20 protein-coding genes are annotated in these 22319 nt (G+C 65.0%); 11 read left to right on the forward strand and 9 right to left on the reverse strand.

The features are described from left to right. Positions 1 to 222 precede the first annotated feature (222 nt). The 3 genes from uvrC to trpB form a co-directional block, all read right to left on the reverse strand. Positions 223 to 2277, reverse strand: coding sequence for an excinuclease ABC subunit UvrC (gene uvrC / locus J7I12_RS00175; protein WP_302413302.1), 2055 nt, complete (start codon positions 2275 to 2277; stop codon positions 223 to 225). Positions 2278 to 2364: 87 nt separating this feature from the next. Beyond that, positions 2365 to 3933 (reverse strand): outer membrane homotrimeric porin, encoded by a 1569-nt coding sequence (locus J7I12_RS00180; RefSeq protein WP_498793810.1) that lies wholly within the window; start codon positions 3931 to 3933, stop codon positions 2365 to 2367. A gap of 413 nt (positions 3934 to 4346) precedes the next feature. After that, positions 4347 to 5561, reverse strand: coding sequence for a tryptophan synthase subunit beta (gene trpB, locus J7I12_RS00185; RefSeq protein ID WP_288907876.1), 1215 nt, complete (start codon positions 5559 to 5561; stop codon positions 4347 to 4349). Positions 5562 to 5881: 320 nt separating this feature from the next. On the opposite strand from trpB, the gene thyX reads away from it, so the two are divergent. Then, a complete protein-coding gene (gene thyX, locus J7I12_RS00190) occupies positions 5882 to 6697 on the forward strand; it encodes an FAD-dependent thymidylate synthase (RefSeq protein ID WP_118229502.1) in 816 nt (271 codons plus the stop codon). Here thyX and J7I12_RS00195 read toward each other — a convergent pair. Then, positions 6694 to 8085, reverse strand: a complete 1392-nt coding sequence (locus tag J7I12_RS00195) for an O-antigen ligase family protein (RefSeq protein ID WP_130958234.1) — start codon at positions 8083 to 8085, stop codon at positions 6694 to 6696. The genes thyX and J7I12_RS00195 overlap by 4 nt on opposite strands. A 194-nt stretch (positions 8086 to 8279) precedes the next feature. On the opposite strand from J7I12_RS00195, the gene J7I12_RS00200 reads away from it, so the two are divergent. The 7 genes from J7I12_RS00200 (at position 8280) to mnmA (ending at position 14148) form a co-directional block, all read left to right on the forward strand. Further along, positions 8280 to 8969 (forward strand): NYN domain-containing protein, encoded by a 690-nt coding sequence (locus tag J7I12_RS00200; RefSeq protein WP_242621270.1) that lies wholly within the window; start codon positions 8280 to 8282, stop codon positions 8967 to 8969. A 349-nt stretch (positions 8970 to 9318) separates the two neighbouring features. After that, positions 9319 to 10062, forward strand: a complete 744-nt coding sequence (locus tag J7I12_RS00205; protein ID WP_118229504.1) for a basic amino acid ABC transporter substrate-binding protein — start codon at positions 9319 to 9321, stop codon at positions 10060 to 10062. Positions 10063 to 10123: 61 nt separating this feature from the next. Continuing rightward, positions 10124 to 10867, forward strand: coding sequence for a basic amino acid ABC transporter substrate-binding protein (locus J7I12_RS00210; RefSeq protein ID WP_130958235.1), 744 nt, complete (start codon positions 10124 to 10126; stop codon positions 10865 to 10867). Between the two features lie 83 nt (positions 10868 to 10950). Next, positions 10951 to 11751: an amino acid ABC transporter permease gene (locus J7I12_RS00215; RefSeq protein WP_118229506.1), complete on the forward strand. Its 801-nt coding sequence runs from the start codon at positions 10951 to 10953 to the stop codon at positions 11749 to 11751. Next, the gene (locus J7I12_RS00220; protein WP_302548684.1) at positions 11738 to 12535 is read left to right on the forward strand and encodes an amino acid ABC transporter ATP-binding protein; all 798 of its coding nucleotides are present in this window, start codon (positions 11738 to 11740) and stop codon (positions 12533 to 12535) included. Before J7I12_RS00215 ends, J7I12_RS00220 begins: the two co-directional genes overlap by 14 nt. 40 nt (positions 12536 to 12575) lie before the next feature. After that, a complete protein-coding gene (locus J7I12_RS00225) occupies positions 12576 to 12980 on the forward strand; it encodes a hypothetical protein (RefSeq protein WP_483203319.1) in 405 nt (134 codons plus the stop codon). 73 nt (positions 12981 to 13053) lie between these two features. Beyond that, on the forward strand, positions 13054 to 14148 hold the full coding sequence (gene mnmA, locus J7I12_RS00230; RefSeq protein WP_302548681.1) for a tRNA 2-thiouridine(34) synthase MnmA: 1095 nt from the start codon (positions 13054 to 13056) through the stop codon (positions 14146 to 14148). A gap of 132 nt (positions 14149 to 14280) precedes the next feature. Here mnmA and larE read toward each other — a convergent pair whose 3' ends face one another. The 5 genes from larE to J7I12_RS00255 form a co-directional block, all read right to left on the reverse strand. Further along, the gene (gene larE, locus J7I12_RS00235; protein WP_302413299.1) at positions 14281 to 15138 is read right to left on the reverse strand and encodes an ATP-dependent sacrificial sulfur transferase LarE; all 858 of its coding nucleotides are present in this window, start codon (positions 15136 to 15138) and stop codon (positions 14281 to 14283) included. Positions 15139 to 15223: 85 nt separating this feature from the next. After that, positions 15224 to 16090: a nickel pincer cofactor biosynthesis protein LarC gene (gene larC, locus J7I12_RS00240; RefSeq protein WP_302548678.1), complete on the reverse strand. Its 867-nt coding sequence runs from the start codon at positions 16088 to 16090 to the stop codon at positions 15224 to 15226. After that, positions 16072 to 16770, reverse strand: a complete 699-nt coding sequence (larB, locus tag J7I12_RS00245; RefSeq protein WP_302413297.1) for a nickel pincer cofactor biosynthesis protein LarB — start codon at positions 16768 to 16770, stop codon at positions 16072 to 16074. Before larB ends, larC begins: the two co-directional genes overlap by 19 nt. 12 nt (positions 16771 to 16782) lie before the next feature. Continuing rightward, positions 16783 to 17520 carry a translation initiation factor 2 gene (locus J7I12_RS00250; RefSeq protein ID WP_302548676.1) on the reverse strand — a complete coding sequence of 246 codons (738 nt, stop codon included), beginning with the start codon at positions 17518 to 17520 and terminating at the stop codon, positions 16783 to 16785. Positions 17521 to 17522: 2 nt separating this feature from the next. Beyond that, entirely contained in the window at positions 17523 to 18764 is a 1242-nt protein-coding gene (locus J7I12_RS00255; RefSeq protein WP_302548674.1) for an HD domain-containing protein, read from the reverse strand. Between the two features lie 323 nt (positions 18765 to 19087). Here J7I12_RS00255 and rplM point away from each other — a divergent pair, with 323 nt between their 5' ends. The 3 genes from rplM (at position 19088) to J7I12_RS00270 (ending at position 22147) form a co-directional block, all read left to right on the forward strand. Continuing rightward, on the forward strand, positions 19088 to 19522 hold the full coding sequence (rplM, locus tag J7I12_RS00260; RefSeq protein WP_118229513.1) for a 50S ribosomal protein L13: 435 nt from the start codon (positions 19088 to 19090) through the stop codon (positions 19520 to 19522). 18 nt (positions 19523 to 19540) lie between these two features. Next, a complete protein-coding gene (gene rpsI, locus J7I12_RS00265) occupies positions 19541 to 19933 on the forward strand; it encodes a 30S ribosomal protein S9 (RefSeq protein WP_118229514.1) in 393 nt (130 codons plus the stop codon). A gap of 408 nt (positions 19934 to 20341) precedes the next feature. Next, positions 20342 to 22147: a YcaO-like family protein gene (locus J7I12_RS00270; RefSeq protein ID WP_302413296.1), complete on the forward strand. Its 1806-nt coding sequence runs from the start codon at positions 20342 to 20344 to the stop codon at positions 22145 to 22147. Positions 22148 to 22319 lie beyond the last annotated feature (172 nt).

Raw genomic sequence — 22319 nt, forward strand, 5'->3', positions numbered from 1 at the left:
TCCCGGAGAAAACCTGGCGGAGCGCTGCGGCCGGTCTGCATTTGATGGGGAGCGCGGCAACGCTGGCCGCAATGGCAAAAACGGCCAGCCTTTTTTTCGGCCAGGGTACGCCCCGCGCGGTTCTGTGAGGAAATAACGTTTTTTGAAGGATGGGGGGTGTGGGGGGAAGGGAACTTTTGTTCACAAAAGTTCCCTTCCCCCCACAAAACGTTTCCCCCCAATCTATTGCAATGCCGCCAGCTTTTGCAGGAGCAAAGCGGCTTTGGCGGGGCCGATGCCGGGCAGGCGGCGCAGGTCTTCCAGGGAGGCGGCGCGCATGGCCTCTACGCTGCCGAAATGGTCCCAGAGCAGGCGGGCGGTGGCGGGGCCGATGCCGGGCAGGCGCATGAGTTCTCCGGAGAGGGCCGCGCCGCGCCGGGCGCGGCGGTGGCGGCCGATGACAAAGCGGTGGGCCGTATCGCGCACGTTTTGCAGGAAGAGGAGTTCCGGGCTGCCTTCGCGCAGGGGCAGAGGGTTGACGCGGTCGGGGGTAAAGATGCGGTCGGCCACATTGCCGGCACGGCGGTCGGCGTGGCCGGCCTCGTCGCGGGCCTTGGCAATGGCCGCCAGGGGAAAGAGGGCTTCGTGTCCGGCCTCGCGCAGGGCGCGTTGCACCGTGTGGAGCTGGCCGCGGCCGCCGTCGATAAGCAGCAGATCGGGCCAGGGCGGTCCGCTTTCCAGGCGGCGGGACACCCAGGCGTGCAGGGTGGCGTAGTCGTCGCCGCTGTCCGGCATGGCGTAGTTGCGGTATTGGCCGCGTTCGGGGCGGCCGCCCTCAAACACCACCAGGCCCACGCGGGTCTGCTTGCCGCCGGTGTGGGACACGTCCACGCATTCCAGGCGGTGGGGCGGGCCGGGCAGGTGCAGGGCCGCACCCAGACGGGTAAGAATATCCTGCGCGCCGCCGCGTTCCTGGCGGTGGGCTTCTTCGCGCGCATTGCCCTGGGCTAGGTCCACCAGGCGGTTGTCATCGGCGTTTTGTGGGGCCACCAGCCGCACGGGGCCGTTGCGGCGGTCGCCGAGAGTCTGCTCCAGCAGTTCGCGTTCGCCAAGGGCGGGCCGGGGCAGGGCTTCGGGCGAAGCTGCCGCGGTGGCCGCTGCGGCAGAGACAACAGTGGGAAAAATAGCGGAAGCGGGTGGGGCGGACGGAGCCGCCGGGGGGGCGTCAGCCCTGCTGCCGGGGCCGGACGGCGGCGCGTCGGGGGCGCTGCGGGCGGCTTGGTCTGCAGCGGAAACGTGCTCCGCGTCGGTGGGCGGGGCCGCGTCAAGGGCTGGGTCCGTTTCCAGATCCGGCGGCAGCCAGGGCAGCAGCACGCGCGGCGGCGGGGTAACCTGGCTGTAGTACTGGGCCAGGAAGGACCAGAGCAGCTCCGGGGCATCCTCAAAGCTCAGGCCCGGCCAGTAGAAGGCCCGGCCGTCGGTCACGGCGCCGTTGCGCACAAAAACCAGGGCCAGCGCCAGACCGCGTTCGCCGGGGGCCAGGCCCAGGGCGTCCATATCGCCGCCGCCGGGCAGCACTGCGGCCTGACGTTCCACAGTGCGCTCCACGGCGCGGATCTGGTCGCGCAGCAGCGCGGCGCGTTCAAATTCCAACGCCTCGGCGGCGGCTTCCATGCCCGTGCGCAAATGGTGCAGCAGTTCCGCCGAGCGCCCTTCCAGCAGATCGCAGACCTGGCGCACGTTGACGTTGTATTCCTGTGGCGTGACCAGACCCATGCAGGGGGCCGGACACTGGCCCATGAAGTGGTAGAGGCAGGGGCGCACGCGGTTTTTCATGGCCCTGTCCGTGCAGCGGCGCAGGGCAAAGGCCCGGTGCAGCAGCTTCCAGGTTTCGCGCGCGGCCAGGGCCGAAGTGAAGGGGCCGAAGTAGCGCGCGCCGTCCCGCCGGGCCTGGCGCACGATCTCCAGGCGGGGAAAGGGGTGGCGCGGGTTGCAGCGAAACAGCACGTACTGCTTGTCGTCGCGCAGCACGATATTGTAGTGGGGACGGTGCTTTTTGATCAGGCTCGCTTCCAGCAGCAGGGCCTCTTTTTCCGTGGTGGTGGTGAGGTAGTCCAGGCTGGCGGCGTGGGAAAGCATGGCCCGCGTTTTGGCGGGCAGCCCTTCGGAGCGGAAGTAGGAGAGCACCCGCCGCCGCAGTACGCGGGCTTTGCCCACATAGATGACGCGGCCGCGCGTGTCCTTGTAAAGGTATACGCCGGGGGCCGTGGGGATGCTGGCGGGGTCGGGCTTCTGCATAGGCGGTGGGTCTGGGGGAAGGTCGGGTACGCAAAGGGGGAAGCCTTGCGGCTTCCCCCTTGAAGGCTCTGTTAAGCGCGTGTTCTCTTAGAAGGCGTACACGAAGCTCAGGTTCACGTTCCAGGGGTCACGCACCTGATCGCTCTTGCCGTTCATCTTGCTCTTGCCCCACACGGAGTCGGACTGGTCCAGCCATGTGGCGATGTACGCGGCGTCCAGGTACACCGTGAAGTTTTCGTACATCTTATAGCTGTTGGTCAGGCCCACTTCCATGGCGGTATCGTTGGTGGTCAGGTACAGGGGATCCATGCCGATGCCGTAGGCATTGGCGCCGTCATAGATGTTGGCGCGGGAGCTGGCGTCGCTGCGCAGGTAACGCTTGGCCATAGAGGTGCTGTTGGTGCCGCCCATGACGTTCAAGCGCAGGGTGTGCTTCAGGTTCTCCACAAAGCTCACGTCCTTGACGCGCGCGCCAATGCCCCAAGTGCCCACCATAGTGTCGCTGAGGACGGCTTCACGAGCGATATAGGGGTTGCCGTTGAAGGCAAAGTTGGAGAACTCGTTGTTGCCGTTGGCGTGCAGGGTAGGCATGCGCTCGGAACCGTTGGCCGGGTTGTTGTCGTCGCCGGAGGCGTACCAGCCGTACAGGCCGGGAATACCCCAATCCATCTTGTATTCAAAGAGCAGCGAAGCCAACCAGCCGGAGCGGTTCAGGCGGCTGTCGTCATAGGTCACGGAGCCGTAGTTGACATCCCACGCGATGCGGAAGGGATCAAACATGGTCACGTCGCCGGTCAGGCCCGCCCAGACGGCATTGCCGTATTCGTACAGGCGTTTGGAGGCGCTGGTGCCGTCCTTATGCAGGGAGCCGCCCACGGGCAGCATGCCGGACGCCATGTTACGGTAGGCGTTGCCAAGATCCTTGCTGCCGGTGTCGCTGAGCCAGTTATCGTCTTTACGGAAGGCGTTGGGGCCGATGGCGCCGTACATGGCCCAGGGGGTCACTTTTACGCCGTCAAAGGACAGGGGCACCAGCAGGGCAAAGAGGTCCACGTTGTCCATGTAGTTGCCGTAGTAGTTCTTGCCCCTGCTGTCAGTCCAGTCGTTGGAGTTGTCATTGTAGGGGCGCGCCCACAGGGCGGTCAGGCCAACGTTTTCGTTGAACTGGTAGGAGGCCACCACAGCGGCCACGTCGTCGTTCAGCACGCTGCTGGCATTGGTGGTGAAGCTGGGCAGGGCCACGCCCTGAATGCCCATGCGCACCTTCAGGTCGGTCTGGGGCACCATCCAGTCGATGTAGGCGTTCTTTACTTCCACGACCTGCCCGTCAGCGCCCAGCGCGCCACCCTGGCTGTTTTTGCCCCAGGTCTGGTCGCCGATTTCAAAGAACACGGTGCCGGACAGGGCCTCGGAGGCCACGGCGTCCAACTGCAGGCGCACGCGCTGCTTGGCTTCGAACTCGTCTTCGTTGCCATAGCGGTTGTTCTTGACACCATTGAAGCCGGTCTGGCCGTTGCCGCCGGTGAAGCCGCCGTTCTGGCCGTAGTCAAAGCTCATGATCCACTGGCCCTTCGCCTTGAAGTCGATGGCGCTGGCGCCCGTGGCAGCGCCGAACACAAGGCCGGCCGCCAACAGAAGAGTAGCGATCTTTTTCATGGTTAACCTTCCTTTCTTTTGCCCCGCATGGGACGATGGTTTCACTGTAAACGCCTGTGGAGCGGTTTCCCGCTTCGTTGAGAATATATGCAAGGCCCGTGCACTTTGCAAGCGGAATCGTGCAAAAATTTTTACCCTTCGCGGTCCTTTTGGTTCCTCCTGGTATTTTTATCCGTAAAATCGTTATATTAAATACTTTCTAGAGAGAAAGTTTTTTTGGAGACAGGGACGACGAAGGGCCCATGATAGAAAAATTTTGCCGCATTTGCCCGTCATTTGCCCGTCATTGGCCCGTTAGCGCTTGCGAATGCGACGGTATAAAAATTTTTCCGTGTCATTTTTGTGACGCGGCCTGCAGCGGTCATGGAAGGTAAAACCGGCCGCAGACCGCGCCTGGGTGGGGAGCTTTGCCGTTATGCCGGGGGCGTTTCCCGGCCCAGGGCCGCCACCTGGGCCACGTCCTTGTCGCCCCGGCCGGAAAGGTTGACCAGCAGGATGGCCTCCGGCGGCAGGGTGGGGGCCATTTTGAGGGCCTGAGCCAAGGCGTGGGAGGACTCCAGCGCCGGGATGATGCCCTCGTGGCGTGAAAGGGTGTAAAAGGCGTCCAGGGCTTCCTGATCCGTAACGCTCACATAGCTGGCGCGGCCCGCGTCCTTGAGCCGGGCGTGCTCCGGTCCCACCGAGGGGTAGTCCAGCCCGGCGGAAATGGAGTAGACCTCGCCGGCCTCGCCCTTGGCGTCCTTGATCATATAGGAATTGAAGCCATGCAGCACGCCGGGTTCGCCCAGGCAGAGGGAGGCCGCGTGCTGGCCGTAGCCTGTGCCGCGCCCGCCGGGTTCCACGCCGATGAGCTGCACTGCCGCGTCCTGCAAAAAGCCCGCAAACAGCCCGATGGCGTTGGATCCGCCGCCCACGCAGGCCAGGCAGGCCGTGGGCAGGTGGCCCGTTTCGCGCAGCATCTGGGCGCGGGCCTCCCGGCCGATAACCGACTGGAATTCGCGCACTATATAAGGGTAAGGGTGCGGCCCCACAGCGGAGCCCAGCACATAGAACATGTCGGGGTCGCTGACCCAGAGCTCAAGCGCTTCGTCCACGGCCTCTTTGAGGGTGCGTTGCCCGCTCTTGGCCGCCACCACCCGCGCGCCCAGCATTTGCATGCGCACCACGTTGAGGTGCTGGCGCTCCATATCCACCTCGCCCATGCAGATGGTGCACTCCAGCCCCATAAGGGCCGCCGTGGCCGCCGTGGCCACGCCGTGCTGGCCCGCGCCCGTTTCGGCGATAACCCGTTTTTTGCCCATGCGCCGGGCCAGCAGGCACTGGCCCAGCGTGTTGTTGATTTTGTGCGCGCCCAGGTGGTTCAGGTCTTCACGTTTGAGCCAGATCTGCGCGCCCTTGAGATCGCGGCTCAGGTTGGCGCAGTGGAACACGGGGCTGGGGCGGCCCGTATAGTGTTCGTTCAGGTAGTCCAGCTCGCGCTGAAAAGCCGGGTCGGCCTGGGCGGCCTCCATGGCGCGGTTCAGTTCGTCCAGCCGCGCCTTGACCGGCTCCGGCACATACTGGCCGCCGTATGCGCCGAAAAAGCCCTTGCTGTCCGGTTTGTCGCCGGAAGTGGATTGATCGCTCATGCCTGCTCCTTACTGCTTCAGATTTCGTTTCCAGATTCCGTTGAGGTTTGGGCGCAACGGGCCCCGCACCCCGTCGCCGTAGCACGCCGTGGAGGGACGGCGTGCGCGGGCAGGCGGCCGACAGACCCTGCCTTGCCGCCCCTTCGCCGTAACAAAATATTCTGGCGGGGGGGCAAGCGGCTGTCAAGGCGCATGCCCCTGCAGCGGGCGCACGCCTTGCCGCCCAGAGGGCTTTGGCCTATACTGCGCCTTCCCCGCGGGCGGACGCCGCGCGGCACCACATACGGAACAACAGCGCTGCGGCGCGGGTGACGGAAGCTATGCTGGAAGAAAAGTATACGGGCAAGGGCAAGGTCAGGCTGCTGGCGGGCGGCGGCAAAATCTACACGGACATAGCGGCCCGTTTTGTGCGCAGCGAGCGCAGTATGGACGATATTGCGGCCTCGCCCTATTCCCGCAAGATTGTGCAGAACATTCTGGAGTCCGGCCACCGCGCCGCGTTGGAATTCGATTTTTTTCTTTTTGGCGTGGAGGGCTACTCGCGCGTCACCGAAGTGCAGCTGGTGCGCAAGCGGCTGGCCTCCTACCTCATCAAATCCGGCCGGGCGGAGCTGGGCGGCAAGCGCAGTTACAGCGTGGTATATCCCCGCCGGGTGGCGGACTTTGCGGCGCGGGTCACCTTGCCGGACGGGCGCGAAACGTCCCTCAGCGGGCGTGATCTGGCCGATTTATCCCGCCAGTGGTACGAGGCCGGACTGGACGCCGGTCTGCCCGAAGAAGATCTGCGTTATCTGAAGCCCCAGGCCACGGAATTTAAGGCCATCATCGGCATGAACGCGCACGCCCTGCTGGACTGGTTCGCTATCCGCTGTTGCCGCAACGCCCAGCACGAGATCCGCCATCTGGCCTGGCAGATGCTGCGGCTCTGCCGCAAGGCCGCGCCCGATTTGTTTGTGGGGGCGGGCCCCAGCTGCGTGCAGCTGGGCTACTGCCCGGAAAACCGTCTGCAAAATCCGCGCTGTCAGGGGCGCATCCTGACCAGGGACGCCGCCCTGGAGCTGCTGCGCGCCCGCGCCGCAGAGCGCAACGCCCCCTTGCCGCCCGCCCCGAACGAGTTTGACGAGGACGAGGCCTAACCCTGCGTCCCCGCCGGGGCGGGAGCCTGTGCGGCGCCGTGTCCGGCGCGCGCCGGGCAGGCCGGTTCCGGCCCGTTGCACACGGCCCCCAACATGACGCCCAGATGGCTCATGGCCAGAGCCAGCCACCAGATGCGGTAAAAATCGTGGCCGAAAAGGCCGTTGGCGAACCAGGCGGCATAGCCCAGCCAGAACCAGGCCGTCAGCCGCCAGTAGACGCTGCCGTAGCCGGCGGCCCGTTCCGCGGCCAGCCGCGGGCGGATGCGCGCATAGCCCCACCACAGAAAGCCCAGCAGGGCGGTCATGCCCAGGGCAAAGCCCACCAGGCCGTGAGCGTAGAGGATATCCAGATACAGGTTGTGAGGATGGCTGATGGTGATGAGGTCTTTTTCCGGAGCGAGGCCCAGAGCGCGGAAGGCTTCATTATAAGTGCCCGCGCCGTTGCCCAGCCAGGGGTGCTGCATAAAGACGCGCCAGCCCAGTTCCCAGAGACTCCAGCGGCCATCTTCCACCACGGCGTCCACCTGAGCCCGGCCTTGCAGGGCCAGCACGGCCAGCAGCAGGGTCAGGGCGCAGAGGGCGGGCTTGAGGCGGCGACCGTCGGGCCAGGCCAGCACAAACCAGAGGGCCACGGCGGCCGCCAGGGCCAGGGCCCCGCTGCGGCTGGCCGCGCCCACCAGCAGAAAAAAAGCCGGCCAGAGCGATGCCGCCCACAAAAAAACCGCAGCCGCAGGCGGGAGAGCCCGGCGCAGCAGAAACCAGAGGGCGCAGGCCGGCACCAGGGCCAGGGCAATGTAGTTGCCCACGGTGTAGTCGCCCAGGCTGCCCGTGAGCCGCCCGGCGTTGGGCTGATAGCCCATGATGAAGTCGTAGCCCGTGCAGGCCTGCCACAGGCCGTCCAGACCCTGCCAGAAGCAGGCCAGCACGCAGGCCCAGACCAGACGGCGCAGATCTTTTTCGTCCCGCACGCATTCCATGGCGATAAAGGGCAGGATAAAGCCTTTGTTGATGCCCGTGCCCGCGTGGAGCAGGGAAGTCCACACGTCTTCGGAAAAAAACACGCCTATGAGGATCATGCCGCCCAGGCAGTAAAACAGCGGACGCACGGGCAGGCGGCAGAGCACGCTTTGCCGCCAGGCGCGGCGGTAGTAAAGGAGAAGAAAGACCAGGCAGACCAGGGGCGTGACCTCACGCAGGCCGTAGCCCATGGGAAAGGTGGCCAGAGAAAACCAGAAGGACCAGAACAGGCAGATCCACGGAGCCTGACCAGAAGGGTCGCGCCAGACCGAGGCCGTCAGGCTGCACAGGCGCTGCGCGCCCTGGGCCAGGGCGGTCCGGGCCGCTGCAAGGCGACCCGCTGGACTACCGTTGTGTTCTGTTGCTTCCATACACGCTCCCGGCGCAGTTTTCATGAAGGTGGCCCGTCTTTTGCGCCGTACGGTGGCGCTTCCGTGCGGAAGGCACCGTATCAAGTTGGGGCACAATTGAAAAGAAGGCTGGGCCCCGCAAAAATCTTGCCTTGACGCGGCACAGAAAATATACTTCTTTTCTTGGCTTCGACTTTTATTTTGTAGAGGATACTATGGCACGTTTTACTGGTTTTGATGAAGTGCTCAGCGCACTGTATGTGGATTTTGACAACATTTATACCAGGTTTCTTGAAATTGACCCAGAAGCCGCCCGGTCTTTTGGATCCGCCCCCTACCGCTGGGTGCGCTGGATCGAGAACCACGCCCTGCGCATTCTGTACGGCGAGGGGGTGCGCAGGCGCATTCTCAAACGCATGTGCTACCTCAATCCGCAACGCTATCAGGAATTCCGCAATCCCTTCATCCGCAGCGCTTTTCAGGTGGTGGACTGTCCGCCGCTGACCTCGCGCGGCAAGACCAGCACGGACATCCACCTGGTCATGGATTGTATGGACGACCTCTCGCATACCACCCATTTTGACGAATTCATCATTCTTTCCGGCGACGCCGATTTCACGCCCCTGCTCATCCGTTTGCAGGAGCACGCCCGCCGCACCCTGGTGCTTTCTGTGGGCTATTCTTCGCCGGCCTATACGGCGGCGGCCTCCTGGCGCATCCGTGAAGACTGGTTTCTGCAGCAGGCCCTGCGTGATGAGCGGCCGGACGATGCAGAAAACGAACCCCAGCAGCGCCCGTTGCCCTCCCCGTCGCATCCGTCCGTGACGGACGTGGAGGAAGGGGGAGCGGACGGGCCGGAAGGCGCTGAGGACGATACGGACCCCGCCCCCGGCAACCGTTGGTAGTAATGGGTTTGGGTGGGGGTTGCCCTTGACGCGACCCGCGCCCGAAGCTACATAGAACCACGTTCTTTTCTGGTTGGTTGCCCGCCTGCGGGGGCCGTGCCGGAGTGGCCAGCGCGGCGGCCTGACGCAGCCGCGTTGGCAAAAACCCCCGGTTCCGCAGGACGGGCCGTCGCTGTTACGGGCCATTGCGGGCCACGCCAGAGGCGACGGCGTCCCCCACAGGCGCCAGCAGGAGAGCTTTGCGCACGGTTTGCGCCGCCGCCCGGCAGCATGCCCGCGCGTGCGGTTTCGGGCGCGGTTGGCCCGCCCCGGCCATTGAACCCACCAACCCCATTGTCAAGGAGGTTCCATGTTTCGCCGAATCACTCTCGCTCTGCTGGCGCTGACCCTGTGCTGCGGTCAGGCCCTGGCCGCCGACAAGTACATTGTGGCCAGCGACTGCACCTGGCCCCCCATGGAAATGCTGAGCGCCGACAAAAAGCCCGAAGGCTTCTCCACCGACTACATCCGCGCCGCCGCCAAGGCCGCCGGTTTTGAGGTGGAAGTGCGCAACATCGCCTGGGACGGCATCTTCGGCGGCGTGGCCACGGGCCAGTACGACATCGTGGCCTCGTCCGTGACCATCACCGAAGAACGCAAAAAGCAGTTCGATTTTTCCGACCCTTATTATGAAGTGGTCCAGGCCGTGGTGCTGCCCGCGGGCAAGAGCATCAAGAGCCTGGCCGACCTCAAGGGCAAGAAGGTGGGCGGTCAGATCGCCACCACCGGCATCTTCGTTATGCGCAACGCCAAGGTGGGCGCGGAAATCAAGGAATACGACGACGTGGGCCTGGCCATTCAGGATCTGCTGGGCGGCCGCATTGACGCCGTCATCTGCGACGACCCCGTGGCCATGTACTATGTGAATAAAAAGGCCGACACCGCCGGCAAGCTGAACATATCCTTCAAGGCCGCCGAGAAGGAATACTACGGCTTTACCGTGCGCAAGGGCCGCAAAGACCTGCTGGAAAAGCTCAACAAGGGCATTCAGGCTGTTAAAGCCTCTGGTCTGGACAAAAAGCTTGTCCAAAAGTGGATGGGCACAACCAACTAACGGACGCGGGGCGTCCGGCCCTGCACGCCGGACGCCCCGCAAGCCTTTGTAAGGAGATCGCATGAGCCGTCATTTGACCCTGGCCCTGCTGGCGCTGCTGCTGCTCTGCGCGCCCGCCCGCGCCGCCGAACACTATGTGGTTGCCACCGACTGCACCTGGCCCCCCATGGAACTGCTGGACGAAAACAAACAGCCCACGGGTTTTGACGTAGACTACATCAAGGCCGTGGCCAAGGCCGCGGGCTTTACCGTGGACGTGCGCAACATCGCCTGGGACGGCATCTTCGGCGGCGTGGCCACAGGCCAGTACGACATCGTGGCGGCGGCCACCACCATTACTGAAGAACGCAAAAAGCAGTTCGATTTTTCCGACCCTTACTATGAAGTGGCCCAGGCCGTGGTGCTGCCCGCAGGCAAGAGCATCAAGAGCCTGGCCGACCTCAAAGGCAAGAAGGTGGGCGGCCAGATCGGCACCACCGGCGTCTTCGTCATCCGTAAATCCGGCGTGGCCGTAGACCTCAAGGAATACGACGACGTGGGCCTGGCCATTCAGGACATGCTGGGCGGTCGCCTGGACGCCGTCATCTGCGACGACCCCGTGGCCCTCTATTACGCCAACAAAAAGCCGGACACCGCCGGCAAGCTCAACCTCTCCTTCAAAACGGCCGAAAAGGAATACTACGGTTTTACCGTGCGCAAAGGCCGCAAGGACCTGGTGGACAAGCTCAACAAGGGCATCAAGGCTGTGCGGGCATCGGGCGAAGAAGCCCGCCTGCTGGACAAATGGATGGGCGTGGACCGCTAGTCCGCCGCTCCGTTGCAACAGCTCCCTGCGGACGTCCGGGGTCTCCCGGACGTCCGCCATCCCATTGCCTATAAGAGACCGATATGCAGGATAAAAAAGACGGCAGCAAGGGCAACATTATTATGGTTACGGACGGGGCCTCCATCCCCGATCCGCGCGAATGGCGGCTTATCAACGCCTGGTCCCTGGCCCTGGCCGGCGCGCTGATCACCCTTGGCAGCCTGTGTCTGCTCTGGCCGGAACCCTACCTGCGCATCCTGCTCTACCTGCCGGACGGCGTGCTGATCACCTTTAAAATCACGCTGCTCTCCATCTGCTGTGCCGTGCCCCTGGGCCTGCTCACCGGGCTTGGCCGCATTTCGGACAACCGTCTCATCAACCTCGTGGCTTCCACCTATGTGGAGGTTATTCGCGGCATTCCCCTGCTGGTGCAGATTTTTTACATCTACTATGCCATGTCGCGTTTTGTGCAGGTAAGCGGCATCACCTCCGCAGTGGTGGCCATCAGTTTTTGTTATGGGGCCTACATGGGCGAGGTCTTCCGCGCCGGCATCACGGCCATCAACAAAGGCCAGAGCGAGGCCGCCCGCTCCCTGGGCTTCAACCGCTACCAGACCATGCGCCATGTGGTGCTGCCCCAGGCCATGCGCACCATTTTGCCGCCCGTGGGCAACGAATGCATCGCCATGCTCAAGGATACCTCCCTGGTTTCCATCATGGCCGTGCCGGACATCATGCAGCGCGCCCGCAGCTTTGTGGGCACCACCTACCTGTATTTTGAAACCTACACTATGGTGGCCCTGCTCTACCTCATCATTACTCTGGTGCTCTCCAAAGCCGTGAGCATCATGGAATCCAGGCTGAACTACTATGACGGAAAGTAACGCCACCCCCCAGGGCGTCGCCCCTGCGGCCACAACCCCCGCAGCGGACGCGGCAGCCCCCATCATTTTCATTGACCACGTCTGGAAATACTTCGGCGCACTGTCGGCCCTGCAGGACGTGAGCCTGGATATCGCCCCCGGCGAGCGCGTGGTCATCATCGGCCCCTCAGGTTCCGGCAAGTCCACGCTGCTGCGTTCCATCAACCGCCTGGAAGAGATCGACCAGGGCAGCATCATGGTCCAGGGCAAGGACATCCAGAGCGACGCGAACAATATCAACGAAATGCGCCAGAATCTGGGCATGGTCTTTCAGCAGTTTAATCTTTTTCCCCATAAAACTGTGCTGGAAAACCTTACCCTGGCGCCCATCATCCTGCGCAAACTCTCCCGCGAGGACGCCGACGCCCGCGCTTTGAACCTGCTCAAAAAAGTGGGCATCAGCGATAAAGCCAACGTCTATCCCGCCATGCTCTCCGGCGGCCAGCAGCAGCGCGTGGCCATTGCCCGCGCCCTGGCCATGCAGCCCGCCATCATGCTCTTTGACGAACCCACTTCCGCTCTGGACCCAGAAATGGTGGGCGAAGTGCTGGACGTTATGGTCAAACTGGCCGAAGAAGGCATGACCATGATCTGCGTCACCCACGAAATGGGCTTCGCCCGCACCGTGGCCGATCGTCTTATTTTTATGGATCAGGGCCAGATTGTGGAAATGGGCAAGCCGGAGACCCTCTTCACCCACCCCCGTCACCCCCGCCTGCGTCAGTTTTTGAACCAGATTTTGTAGGGGAAGAGTAAAGGGATTTTGTGGGGGGAAGGGAACTTTGGTGAACAAAAGTTTCCTTCCCCCCACGCCCTCCCTTCTTCAAAAACCTTTTCTTGTTTCAGGCGACGCTCAGGGCAGGCCCCGCCCTGGTGCAGAGAGGGAGACGGTTTCTGTATGCTGCAGCCGTGCGCTTCCGGAGCAATATAAAAAACTGATGGATTGCCGTATTCCGAAGGTCTTCTTCTCCGGCAGTTGGCACGGCACAACGGGTGCGGTTGCGGAGAGCCCTGCGCCGCCCAACCGGGCTGGGGGAGAGGCTGACGGCATGCCCCGGATTCCCCTGCTTTTAGAGCATGTAACACTTGAAGTGCTCGCTTACGGCAGGCAAAAGCCTGCCTTCTCGCATTTCGTGGCAAGGATTTTCAAGAAAATCCTTGCAGAGCAGTTAGCTCATTTCATTCGTTAACTGCTCTAGCGTAACGCCCTTCCCCGCATTGGGATCCTTTGGTGAGAGTATGTACGCGCATCCGGCAAAAACAATGCAAACCGTGGCTGTAGCCGTGAGCGGCGGGGTGGACAGCCTGTGCGCCCTGCTCTTGCTGCGTCGCGCGGGGCACAAGGTGCTGGCCCTGCACGGGCGTTTTCTGCCCGAGGGGCCGGAAGACGCGCCTCTGGGGCTGTACCGGGCCTGTGCCGCCCTGGACGTGCCCCTGCATGTGGTTGATTTGCGCCAGGCCTTTGCGCGCGAGGTGCTCATGCCCTTTGCCGCCGCCTATGCCGCCGGGCGCACGCCCAACCCCTGCGCCCGTTGCAACCGCGCCATTAAGTTCGGCGCGCTGCTGGATGCGGCCCTGGCCCTGGGTGCAGACCGCCTGGCCACAGGCCACTACGCCCGGCTGGTTCCCGGCCCGGACAGATCGGAGCTGCCGCTTCTGGCCACGGCGCAGGACGCCGCCAAGGACCAGAGTTATTTTTTGAGCCTGGTGCCGCGGCAACGCCTGGCCCGCGCGCAGTTCCCTTTGGCCGGACAGGACAAAACGACCACCCGCGCCCTGGTGGCGGCAGCCGGGCTTACAGTGCCCCTGCCGGGTGAAAGTCAGGATATCTGCTTTGTGCCCACACCGGAGAAAGGGGCTGGCAACGAGGCCTACAGGCCTTTTCTGGAAAGCCGCTGGCGCGCGGCCGGGCTGGACGCGCCCGAACCCGGCCCGGTGCTGCTGGCCGACGCCCAGGGCGGCCTGCGCGAAATCGGGCGGCACCGTGGCCTCTGGCGCTATACCGAGGGCCAGCGCAAGGGCCTGGGCATTGCCTACAGCGAACCTCTCTACGTATTGCGCAAGGACAGGGCCGCCAACGCCCTGGTGGTGGGCCCCCGCCACCTGCTGGGCATGCGTTGGTGCCGCACGGCGCGGGCCAACCTGCTGCTGCCTCCGGAGTTCTGGCCGGAGGCGGTTTTGGTGCGCTTGCGTTACCGGCAGCGCCCTGCCTCGGCCCAGGTGCGCGTTGCTGCGGACGGCGGCCTGCACATTTCGCTGGCGGAACCGCTTTTCCCCTCTGCTCCCGGCCAGGTGGCCGCTGTGTACGACCCCGCAGGCCGCGTGCTGGCCGCCGGCGTGGTGACGCTTATGGGCTGAGCCCCAGCCGCAGAAAGTTTTGACCATATTCCTTTGCCAAGTGAACCCGCACCCCAGGGGCGCCCCTTCGGACGCGTAACCACGGTTACGGCAGCGTTGTCTTCGCCCGTGCTCAGTCCGGAGCGTACGGCTTCAGACAATCTTTTTCGTGTCGTAAAAACCGCTTATGTCCTGATCCAGACGGATGGTGCAGGGGGCAAAGCCGTGCGCGGCGAGGATGGCCTCCACCTGCGGGCGCAGTTCCGGGGGCAGGCGCTGGGCCTGGAGCAGCGGTTCGGGCGTGACGCGCAGGCGAAAGTCGCCCAGGGCGGCTCCTTGTTCTGCGTCGGCGGCGGCCGACGCATCCGCCGGGGCGGGCAGGGCGTCCAGGGCGGCTTCGGCGGCGTCCAGGCGGCGCAGCAGGTCTTCGGTCGGTTCGAAGCCGTAGGCCAGGCGGGTCAGCAGGCAGGGCCGGGCGCGCTGGTCCGGCCGGTCCAGGCCGGTCTGGCGGGCCAGACGGCGGATGTCGTCCTTGGTCAGCCCGGCCTCGGCCAGGGGGGAGCGCACGCCGGCTTCTTTGAGGGCTCGCAGTCCGGGGCGAAAGGCCCGCATGTCGTCGGCGTTGGTGCCGTCGCAGAGCGTGCAGGGCGCGTCTTGTCCCGTGAGGGCCAGGGTCGCCCGCAGGGCGGCCATGAGGCCGCGCTTGCAGGCGTAGCAGCGCTCGCGGCTGTTGGCGGCCACCTCCGCCAGAGGCAGGGGGCTGTAGTGCACAAGCCGCAGGGGCAGACCGCGACGACGGGCCCAGTCCTGCGCTTCCGCACTTTCCTGCGCGGCAATGTGCGGCCCCTGGGCGTGCAGGGCCAGGACGCGGCTGCCGCAGAGCAGGGCGGCGTGGCAGAGAAAGCGACTGTCCAGCCCACCGGAAAAGGCTATGGCGCAGGCGGGCAGACTGCGGAAAACTTTCCGCAGGCGGTGGGGCAAGGCAGCGGCTTTGGTGGGATCGGCATCCATGACATACCTGTATCTATAGTAAATAGAAAGGGGGTACCGGGGGCGCGCCTCCTGACTCGGGGGGGGCGGCCGTGTCCTGGTCCGTTTATTGCGCCGTGCCCAGGGCCCAGAGCGCGCCGTTGGGCACGTGGGGAAAAACTTTGTCGCCGTAGCTGATGCGGGTTTTGCGCACAGTCATGGCAGGCCAGGGCCCGAAATCGGCCTTGAAGGCCTTGAGCAGGCAGAGGGCGGTGGGGGTGACGGTTTCGCCCTGCCCGGCAAAGCCCTGCACGGCTACGCCTTCCAGCATGTGCAGCACGGCCGGGGCCGGGGTGGGCAGGCAGCCGTGGGCGCAACGGACCAGGCCGTCGGCCAGGGGCAGGGGGCTGCAGACAAAGCGGTGGGGGGCCAGCTGGGTGAACAGACGGCAGGCGAGGCAGATGTCCAGAATGCTGTCCAGTGCGCCCACTTCGTGAAAGGTCACCTGCTCCGGACTTTTGCCGTGCACTGCGCCCTCGGCGGCAGCCAGAACAGTGAAGGCCTCCCTGGCCAGGGTGGCGGCGTCGGCGGGCAGGGCGCTGACGTCCAGCAGGGCCAGAATGTCGGCCAGGCTGCGGTGGCTGTGCTCGTGGGGCAGGTCAATGTGGCAGCCTACACCGGCGATGCCGTTAACCTGGCGCGCTTCCAGCCGCAAAACGCCGTGCAAGGCTGGCAGGCGCAGTTCGTCCGTCAGGGCGTCCAAGGCCGGGGCGTCCAGGTCCAGCAGGGCGGCCAGACCGCTGAGCAGCATGTCGCCGGAAAGGCCCGAAGCGGGCCGTACGGTAAGGACTGTAAGGCTGGCGGGATGTTGCGCAGGCGCGTCGGGGGCCGGATGCGTATCTGGCGCCAGATGTGCGCAGGGGGCGGAGTGGCAGTGCGGCGCAGGATTGTGGCTGGGCGCGCTGTGGGGCGGCGTCAGGGTTTGCCGGGGCATGGGGTTTCCTTTTCATTGAGAAGATTGATGATTCTTGCGGCGGCGCAGGCCGCGCCGTAGCCATTGTCAATATTCATGACGCCCACGCCTGGGGCGCAGCTTACCAGCATGGCGGCCAGGGCCGTATGCCCTTGACGGGCCATGCCGTACCCCACGGAAGTGGGCACCGCAAAGATGGGGCGCGGCGTAAGGCCTCCTACCACCGAGGCCAGGGCCGCGTCCAGACCGGCAACCACGATGACCGCGTCGGCGGCGGCCAGGTCCGGCAGGCTGGCAGTGATGCGCCAGAGCCCGGCCACGCCGTTATCCTCTATGACCTGGTGGGTTATGCCCAGATACTCCAGGGTGCGCGCGGCCTCCCAGAGCACGGAGCCGTCGGCCGTGCCTGCGGAAACCAGGGCTACGCGGCCGTGGGCTTTGGGGGGCAGGGGCCGGGTAAAGGCCGTGCGGGACAGAGGATGATACCTGTAGCAGGCGCGGATGTCTTCCGGCGCTGCGGCAAAAACGTCGGCGGCGAGCCGGGTAAACAGCACGGGGGCGGGGTCGGCGGCGCGGTCGCGCAGCAGATCCAGCACGGCCTCGCGTGGTTTGCCCTGGCAGAAAACGGCTTCGGGCAGGCCGATGCGGGCGTGGCGGCCGTGGTCGAACAGCACGCCGTAGTTGGTGGTCTGGTTGGTCATGGCGGTATGCACTCAGCGGCGCAGAATGGTGCGCAGGGTTGCGGCCTCCGGGCCGGATTGACTGTTCAGGGCCTGCGCCACGCGGGCGTCGACCTCAGGATGCCGGGGGGCCATGTCGTAGAGGGAAGCCGCGGCGGCGGCGCTGACGGAAAAGTCCGGATCGTTCTGCAGCCCTGCGGCGTTGAGCCGGGCGTAGCGCAGGGCCGCCGCGATGATAGGGTCCAGATAGGCCGCGTCGCCCGAGGCCAGGTAGGCGGTCCAGTACATCTGGAGCACGGTTTTTTCCGCATAGAGATTCCAGCGCAGCAAGGGGGCCGGGCTGGCAGTGATCTGCCGGAGCAGCAGGGCGTCGTCGGGCTGCAGCAGGCTTTGGATCAGAGCGTCAGCGTCGGGCAGTTGGGCCAGGTGCGCAGCCCAGGCCAGGGTGCGGCGTCCGTCGCGGCTCAGGCTGGGCGCGGGCGGCAGCAGGCGCGGTCTGGCCGAAGGGTCGCGGCGCAGCACTTCGGCCAGAAAGGCGGCCAGGGCCAGTTGTTTGCGGCTGTCGGCCAGCACGCCCTGGGCGTCAAAGGTGCGCAAAATGCCGGGCAGGGTTTCGGCCCGCTGCTCACGGTAGTAGTATTCCATGTCGCGGGCGTAAAAGGGCACGCCCTTGGCAATGGTCAGGGCCTGTGCCGCCAGAGGCGTGAACAGCGTGCAGAAGGCCAGCAGCAGGGCCGGCAGTGCGGCTGGTGGGGCGGGAAGACGTTTCATGGTCAGTCAAAGTCCGCCAGCAGGGCGTCCAGGTTGAGGCAGGCGAGGGGGCTTTCGCGCAGGCGAGTAAGCAGGCGCACGCGCGCTTCCAGCAGGTGCGGCGAGGAAACCCCGTTGCGGATGGAGCTGTGGGCCTCCAGAAAGGCGGCCAGGTTGTCGCAATCTTTGAGCAGGCGGCCGTCCTTGGGGTCCAGGTCGTCCGTATTGCCCTCGCGCTGCAGGGCGTCAAAGCCGTCCAGCGTCCGGACGCGACCCTGGCGACGGACGCATTCCTGAAATTCCGAACCCACCTCCAGGCCCAGAAAGTAGGAGATGCGTGCCACCAGGTCCGTAAAGCCTTCTTCCCGCAGAGGGGCGAACAGGCGGCGTTCCAGTTCCGTTTCTTCGTATTCTTTGATCATCTTGGGCAGGCTGGCGATGGATTGCTTGACCGGCGAGATAATGTCGCGGGTGAGCACTTCGGGCAGGTCGTGAAACAGGCCGCAAAAAAAGTTATTGTCGGCGCGGGCCGGGCAGGCCTTGACCGTGAGGCTGAAAAAGTAGGCCAGACAGGCCACAATGAACATGTGTCCCAGCACCGAGGTGGAGGGAATGCGCGGGGCCTGCGTCCAGCGGATCTGAAAGCGCAACTGCCCGCAGAGGTTGGCCAGCCGTGCCAGGGCCGTGCGGGGCGTGCGCATAGCAATAAGGCTGGGCAGGTCGGCAAAGGCCGCCAGCCTGTCGTGGAAGGACTGGCCGATGTCGTCCATTTCTTCGTCAAAGGGCGTGTTGAATGGTTCAATAAGGCGAAATTCCCACTGTGAGGCATAGAGGTGGGCAGCAGTAAGGATGCGTCGTGCCGGGCTTTCTTCATCGGGGTGCAAATGCCATGCGCGCATGCGCTTCCAGAAAGGGCCGAGGGGGGCCAGCGCCGGGGCGAGCCGCTCCAGAACGTGCTGCGTGAGCGCGCGGAACTGGCGGGGGTTGGCCTTGATTTTGTAAAAGATGGGCGGCTTGATGTCCGTAATGATGGCCCGGTAGAAATAGTCGAAAAGACCGCCTTCAACAATTTCTGTCGCCAGGGCCACGCGCCGGGCCGTGTCGGCCTCACGGGTGTATTCGTGCCAGAGCACGCAGGCAAGCAGCATTTTGTGGGCCTGCTTGTCGATCTCAAGCAGTTCCACGGGGCGCAGCTTATCGTTCCAGCGCAGCAAGTACGCGCCGGAAAAAATGAGTTCCAGCAGACTCTTGCGGATGACGGGCATGGGGCCTCCCGGTGTGCCTACAAAAAACAGTTGGCAGTATAGGGGCTCATGGTGTAAACCTCAAGGGCTTCACAGCCGTTTCGGCCGGACGGACGCGCGTGGCGTTCGTCCCAAAACCGGATTCAGGCCGGGTCTGCACCAGGCCCGCGACCTGTGCAGTGCGCCAAAGCGCCCCCGGCGCTTGACAGGCCGGCGCGTTTTGCTGTATTGAAGCTACCTTTGCTGCGATACTGTCGTCATCCCCCGTTGGGCGGCGCATCGCGGGTTTGAAACGCCAAGCTGCCTGACGGCCGCCGATATTTGCAGAGTGAGGAGTCATTCCCATGAAAACGTTCAGCCCCACCCCCAAGGACATTAACCGCCAGTGGTTTGTGGTGGACGCTCAGGATCAGGTGCTCGGTCGTCTGGCCAGCCAGATCGCCCACCGCCTGCGCGGCAAGCACAAGCCCGAGTTCGCCCCGCATATGGACAACGGGGATTTCATCGTGGTGGTCAACTGCGAGAAAATCAAGGTCACCGGCAATAAACTGCAGGACAAAAAATACTACCGGCATTCCGGCTGGGTGGGCGGTCTCAAGACCAGCGTGCTCGGCGACGTGCTGGCCCAGCACCCTGACCGGGCGCTCATGTCCGCCGTGCGCGGCATGCTGCCCAAAAACCGTCTGGGTCGCGCCATGCTGAAAAAGCTCAAGATCTATGCCGGGGCCGAGCATCCGCATACGGCCCAGAATCCGCAGCCGCTGACTCTCGCGCACTAGTTAAGGACGGAGAACGCCATGAGCGAAAAATTTGAATACGGCACCGGCCGCCGCAAGACCGCCACGGCCCGTACCCGCGTTTACGCCGGTTCCGGCGCCATTGTGGTCAATGGCCGCACGTTTGAAGAATACTTCCCGCGCAAGACCCTCCAGATGATTATCCGTCAGCCCTTGGTGCTCGCCAAGCTGGCCGAAAAGCTGGATGTGCGCGTCAACGTGGCCGGCGGCGGCGTGAGCGGTCAGGCCGAGGCTGTGCGCCACGGCATTTCCCGCGCCCTGCTGGCGGTAGACCCGGCCCTGCGCCCCTTGCTCAAGAAGGCCGGCTTCCTCACCCGCGACGCCCGCAAGAAAGAGCGTAAAAAGTACGGTCTGCGCGCCGCCCGCGCCCGGTACCAGTACTCCAAACGTTAATATGGTCGGGGGCCGCGCCGTTGCGCTCAAGGGAGCGGGCGGCGCGGCCCCCTGTTTTGGCCACGGTGCTGTCGCGGCCCGGCGATGGGCTTGTCGGTTGAAGTTGTCCTGGGCCATGTCCGTTTTGGGGCCGAGCTGCGTTTTTTGTTACGCAAAGCCCGATGGGCGGCAGTGCTGTCAAGCGGCGTTTCGGGCGCAGAGCCCGGTTCCCGGCGCACAGTTTGAGCGGATTCCGGTTGACGACCGAGACGTGTCAGGGCGGGCCCGCAAGGTCCGTCTTTTTTTGTGCCGCGTTCCGGAATCCCCGGCAGCCGCGGCTGCGGAACATGCCGCGCACGGCCTTCCGTTTTTGGGGGATGTGGAGCCCCTGTAGCGCGCGTCATGCGCAAGCCGCAAGGGTACAGTCTGATGAACCGCAGCACCCCAGATTCTTTTGCCGACCTGCCCCCCCTGGATTACGCCTACGCCCACGAGCGTACCCAGGCCACCACGGGCTATTTTTCCTGCCTGCCTCCCGCCTCCCTTTCTTTTGATGCGGCTCTGGACCGCCTGGAAGCCGCGCCTTACGACGATTTTCTCCATCTGCATCTGTTGCGTCTGCTGGGTAAGAACCGCCCGGCGGAACTGCGTCAGTTGGCCGCTCGCTGCGCTGACGCGACCGACGGAACTTGCCCGCGTCCGGCTCTGGCCGCGCTGCTGCGGGAGTGCGCCCTGCTGTTGCCGGGGCTGGAAGATCTGGACGCGGCCCTGACGCCCACGGCGCGGGCGGCGGCTTTGGCGGCCACCCCGGCCGTGTATCTGCGCGCGGCCGCGCAACCCGATTTTGCCGCGTCTGCGGCCTGGAGCGCTCTGTTCCGCGCCAATATCTGCGAGCACCACCCCTTGCCCCGCTGGGGGGAGGCCGATGTGCCGTCCCTGTTTGCGGAAGCGCGCGTACGCGCCGCTCTTGAGGCCATGGCCGCCCAGGCCGGGGAGCTGCGCCGTCAACACGCCCTGCTGGCGGCCAATTCCGGTCCGGCCTGGCAGCGGCCCCCGGCCCAGGAAACGTTTTTGCGCGCTCAGGACGCCCTGATGGAGGCCGGTCTGGTGGAAGGGCGGGAAATGCGCCACGAGGCTTCGCTGGCGCCCATTGCCCTGCTGCGCGGCTGGCGGGTGGATGTGGCCGTGCGCAACGGGGCCGTGCGGCATACCCTGCGGGGCGCGGCCACAGCTTACGGGCGCGGGCTTTCGCTGGCGGCGGCCAGGGCCTCCTGCGCCATGGAGATTGTGGAGCGGGCCAGCGCCTATGTGAGCGTGGAGGAGGGCGGCGCGGCGGCCGACGACTGCGGCGGACCGGTGGTGGGGCGCATTGCCCAGCGCAAAAACGCTTTGCCCCTGGTGCGGGCGCGGCTTTCGGAATTGCGCGCCCAGGGGCGGGAGGCTCTGGACCCCAACAGCCTGCCTTTGGAAGCGCCGTACACGGATTTTCCCCTGCACTGGCTGTCCGCGCATGACAGCGGCGGCGCGACGGTGCTGGTGCCGGCCCAGGCCGTGTTTTTGTTCTGCAATCTGGACGAACCGGCCTTGTTTGTGGCCGGCGGGTCCACGGGGCTGGCTTCGGGCAACACCCCGGAGGAGGCCAAGGTGGCCGCGCTGACGGAAATTGCCGAACGCGACGCCGAGGCCGTGACCCCCTACAGCCGCACGCGCTGCTTTTGCCTGCGCAGCCGCGACCCCCGACTGCAGGCCCTGTTGGACGATTATGCAGCCTGCGGCGTCCGGGTGCAGTTCCAGGATCTGACCACGGAACTGGGGCTGCCCGTGTACCAAAGTTTTGTGCTGGGGCCGGACGGGGCTGTGGTGCGCGCCACCGGAGCCCATTTGTGCGGTCCGCGCGCGGCCCTGGCTGCGTTGACGGAAACGCCCTGGCCCTATTCGCCGGTGCGCAGCGCGCCGCCGCGGCCTTCGGGGCCGGGCTTGGCTGGTCTGCCTGTGCGCGATCTGGAAGATCTGCCGGACCTGAGCCTGCCCTCGCCGGCGGCGGAGCTGCGGCTTTTGGAAAGCGTGCTGGAGGCCCAGGGGCGGCGGCCTCTGTACGTGGATCTGACCCGCGCGGACCTGGATTTGCCCGTGGTGCGGGCTCTGGTGCCGGGGCTGGCGCTGACTTCGGAGTGGGAGCGCTTTTCGCGCCCAGGTCTGCGCTTGTTTGCCCGCTACCTGGCTACGGCGGGCTGAGTTTTTTACGTCAGCCGTCACGCAGCGGCCCGCAGACGTCTCCGGGGGCGGAGGCGCGGGCCTGGGGGCACGGTACCCCCACGCTGCGACGACGGAGATTTTGTGGCGGCAACGGGGCGGAACAATTGCGGTCCCCCTGTATCTGGCGTAGAGTGTCGCCAGCGGTTGGCCT

The organism is Desulfovibrio diazotrophicus, assembly GCF_902498985.2.
Taxonomy (GTDB): Bacteria; Desulfobacterota; Desulfovibrionia; order Desulfovibrionales; family Desulfovibrionaceae; genus Desulfovibrio; species Desulfovibrio legallii.

What these genes read in the sequence shown, in the direction of transcription:
- uvrC (WP_302413302.1), bottom strand. Translation starts at nt 2,277, where the DNA reads ATGCAGAAGCCCGACCCCGCCAGCATCCCCACGGCCCCCGGCGTATAC.
- J7I12_RS00180 (WP_498793810.1), bottom strand. Translation starts at nt 3,933, where the DNA reads ATGAAAAAGATCGCTACTCTTCTGTTGGCGGCCGGCCTTGTGTTCGGC.
- trpB (WP_288907876.1), bottom strand. Translation starts at nt 5,561, where the DNA reads ATGAGCGATCAATCCACTTCCGGCGACAAACCGGACAGCAAGGGCTTT.
- thyX (WP_118229502.1), top strand. Translation starts at nt 5,882, where the DNA reads ATGCTGGAAGAAAAGTATACGGGCAAGGGCAAGGTCAGGCTGCTGGCG.
- J7I12_RS00195 (WP_130958234.1), bottom strand. Translation starts at nt 8,085, where the DNA reads ATGGAAGCAACAGAACACAACGGTAGTCCAGCGGGTCGCCTTGCAGCG.
- J7I12_RS00200 (WP_242621270.1), top strand. Translation starts at nt 8,280, where the DNA reads ATGGCACGTTTTACTGGTTTTGATGAAGTGCTCAGCGCACTGTATGTG.
- J7I12_RS00205 (WP_118229504.1), top strand. Translation starts at nt 9,319, where the DNA reads ATGTTTCGCCGAATCACTCTCGCTCTGCTGGCGCTGACCCTGTGCTGC.
- J7I12_RS00210 (WP_130958235.1), top strand. Translation starts at nt 10,124, where the DNA reads ATGAGCCGTCATTTGACCCTGGCCCTGCTGGCGCTGCTGCTGCTCTGC.
- J7I12_RS00215 (WP_118229506.1), top strand. Translation starts at nt 10,951, where the DNA reads ATGCAGGATAAAAAAGACGGCAGCAAGGGCAACATTATTATGGTTACG.
- J7I12_RS00220 (WP_302548684.1), top strand. Translation starts at nt 11,738, where the DNA reads ATGACGGAAAGTAACGCCACCCCCCAGGGCGTCGCCCCTGCGGCCACA.
- mnmA (WP_302548681.1), top strand. Translation starts at nt 13,054, where the DNA reads ATGCAAACCGTGGCTGTAGCCGTGAGCGGCGGGGTGGACAGCCTGTGC.
- larE (WP_302413299.1), bottom strand. Translation starts at nt 15,138, where the DNA reads ATGGATGCCGATCCCACCAAAGCCGCTGCCTTGCCCCACCGCCTGCGG.
- larC (WP_302548678.1), bottom strand. Translation starts at nt 16,090, where the DNA reads ATGCCCCGGCAAACCCTGACGCCGCCCCACAGCGCGCCCAGCCACAAT.
- larB (WP_302413297.1), bottom strand. Translation starts at nt 16,770, where the DNA reads ATGACCAACCAGACCACCAACTACGGCGTGCTGTTCGACCACGGCCGC.
- J7I12_RS00250 (WP_302548676.1), bottom strand. Translation starts at nt 17,520, where the DNA reads ATGAAACGTCTTCCCGCCCCACCAGCCGCACTGCCGGCCCTGCTGCTG.
- J7I12_RS00255 (WP_302548674.1), bottom strand. Translation starts at nt 18,764, where the DNA reads ATGCCCGTCATCCGCAAGAGTCTGCTGGAACTCATTTTTTCCGGCGCG.
- rplM (WP_118229513.1), top strand. Translation starts at nt 19,088, where the DNA reads ATGAAAACGTTCAGCCCCACCCCCAAGGACATTAACCGCCAGTGGTTT.
- rpsI (WP_118229514.1), top strand. Translation starts at nt 19,541, where the DNA reads ATGAGCGAAAAATTTGAATACGGCACCGGCCGCCGCAAGACCGCCACG.
- J7I12_RS00270 (WP_302413296.1), top strand. Translation starts at nt 20,342, where the DNA reads ATGAACCGCAGCACCCCAGATTCTTTTGCCGACCTGCCCCCCCTGGAT.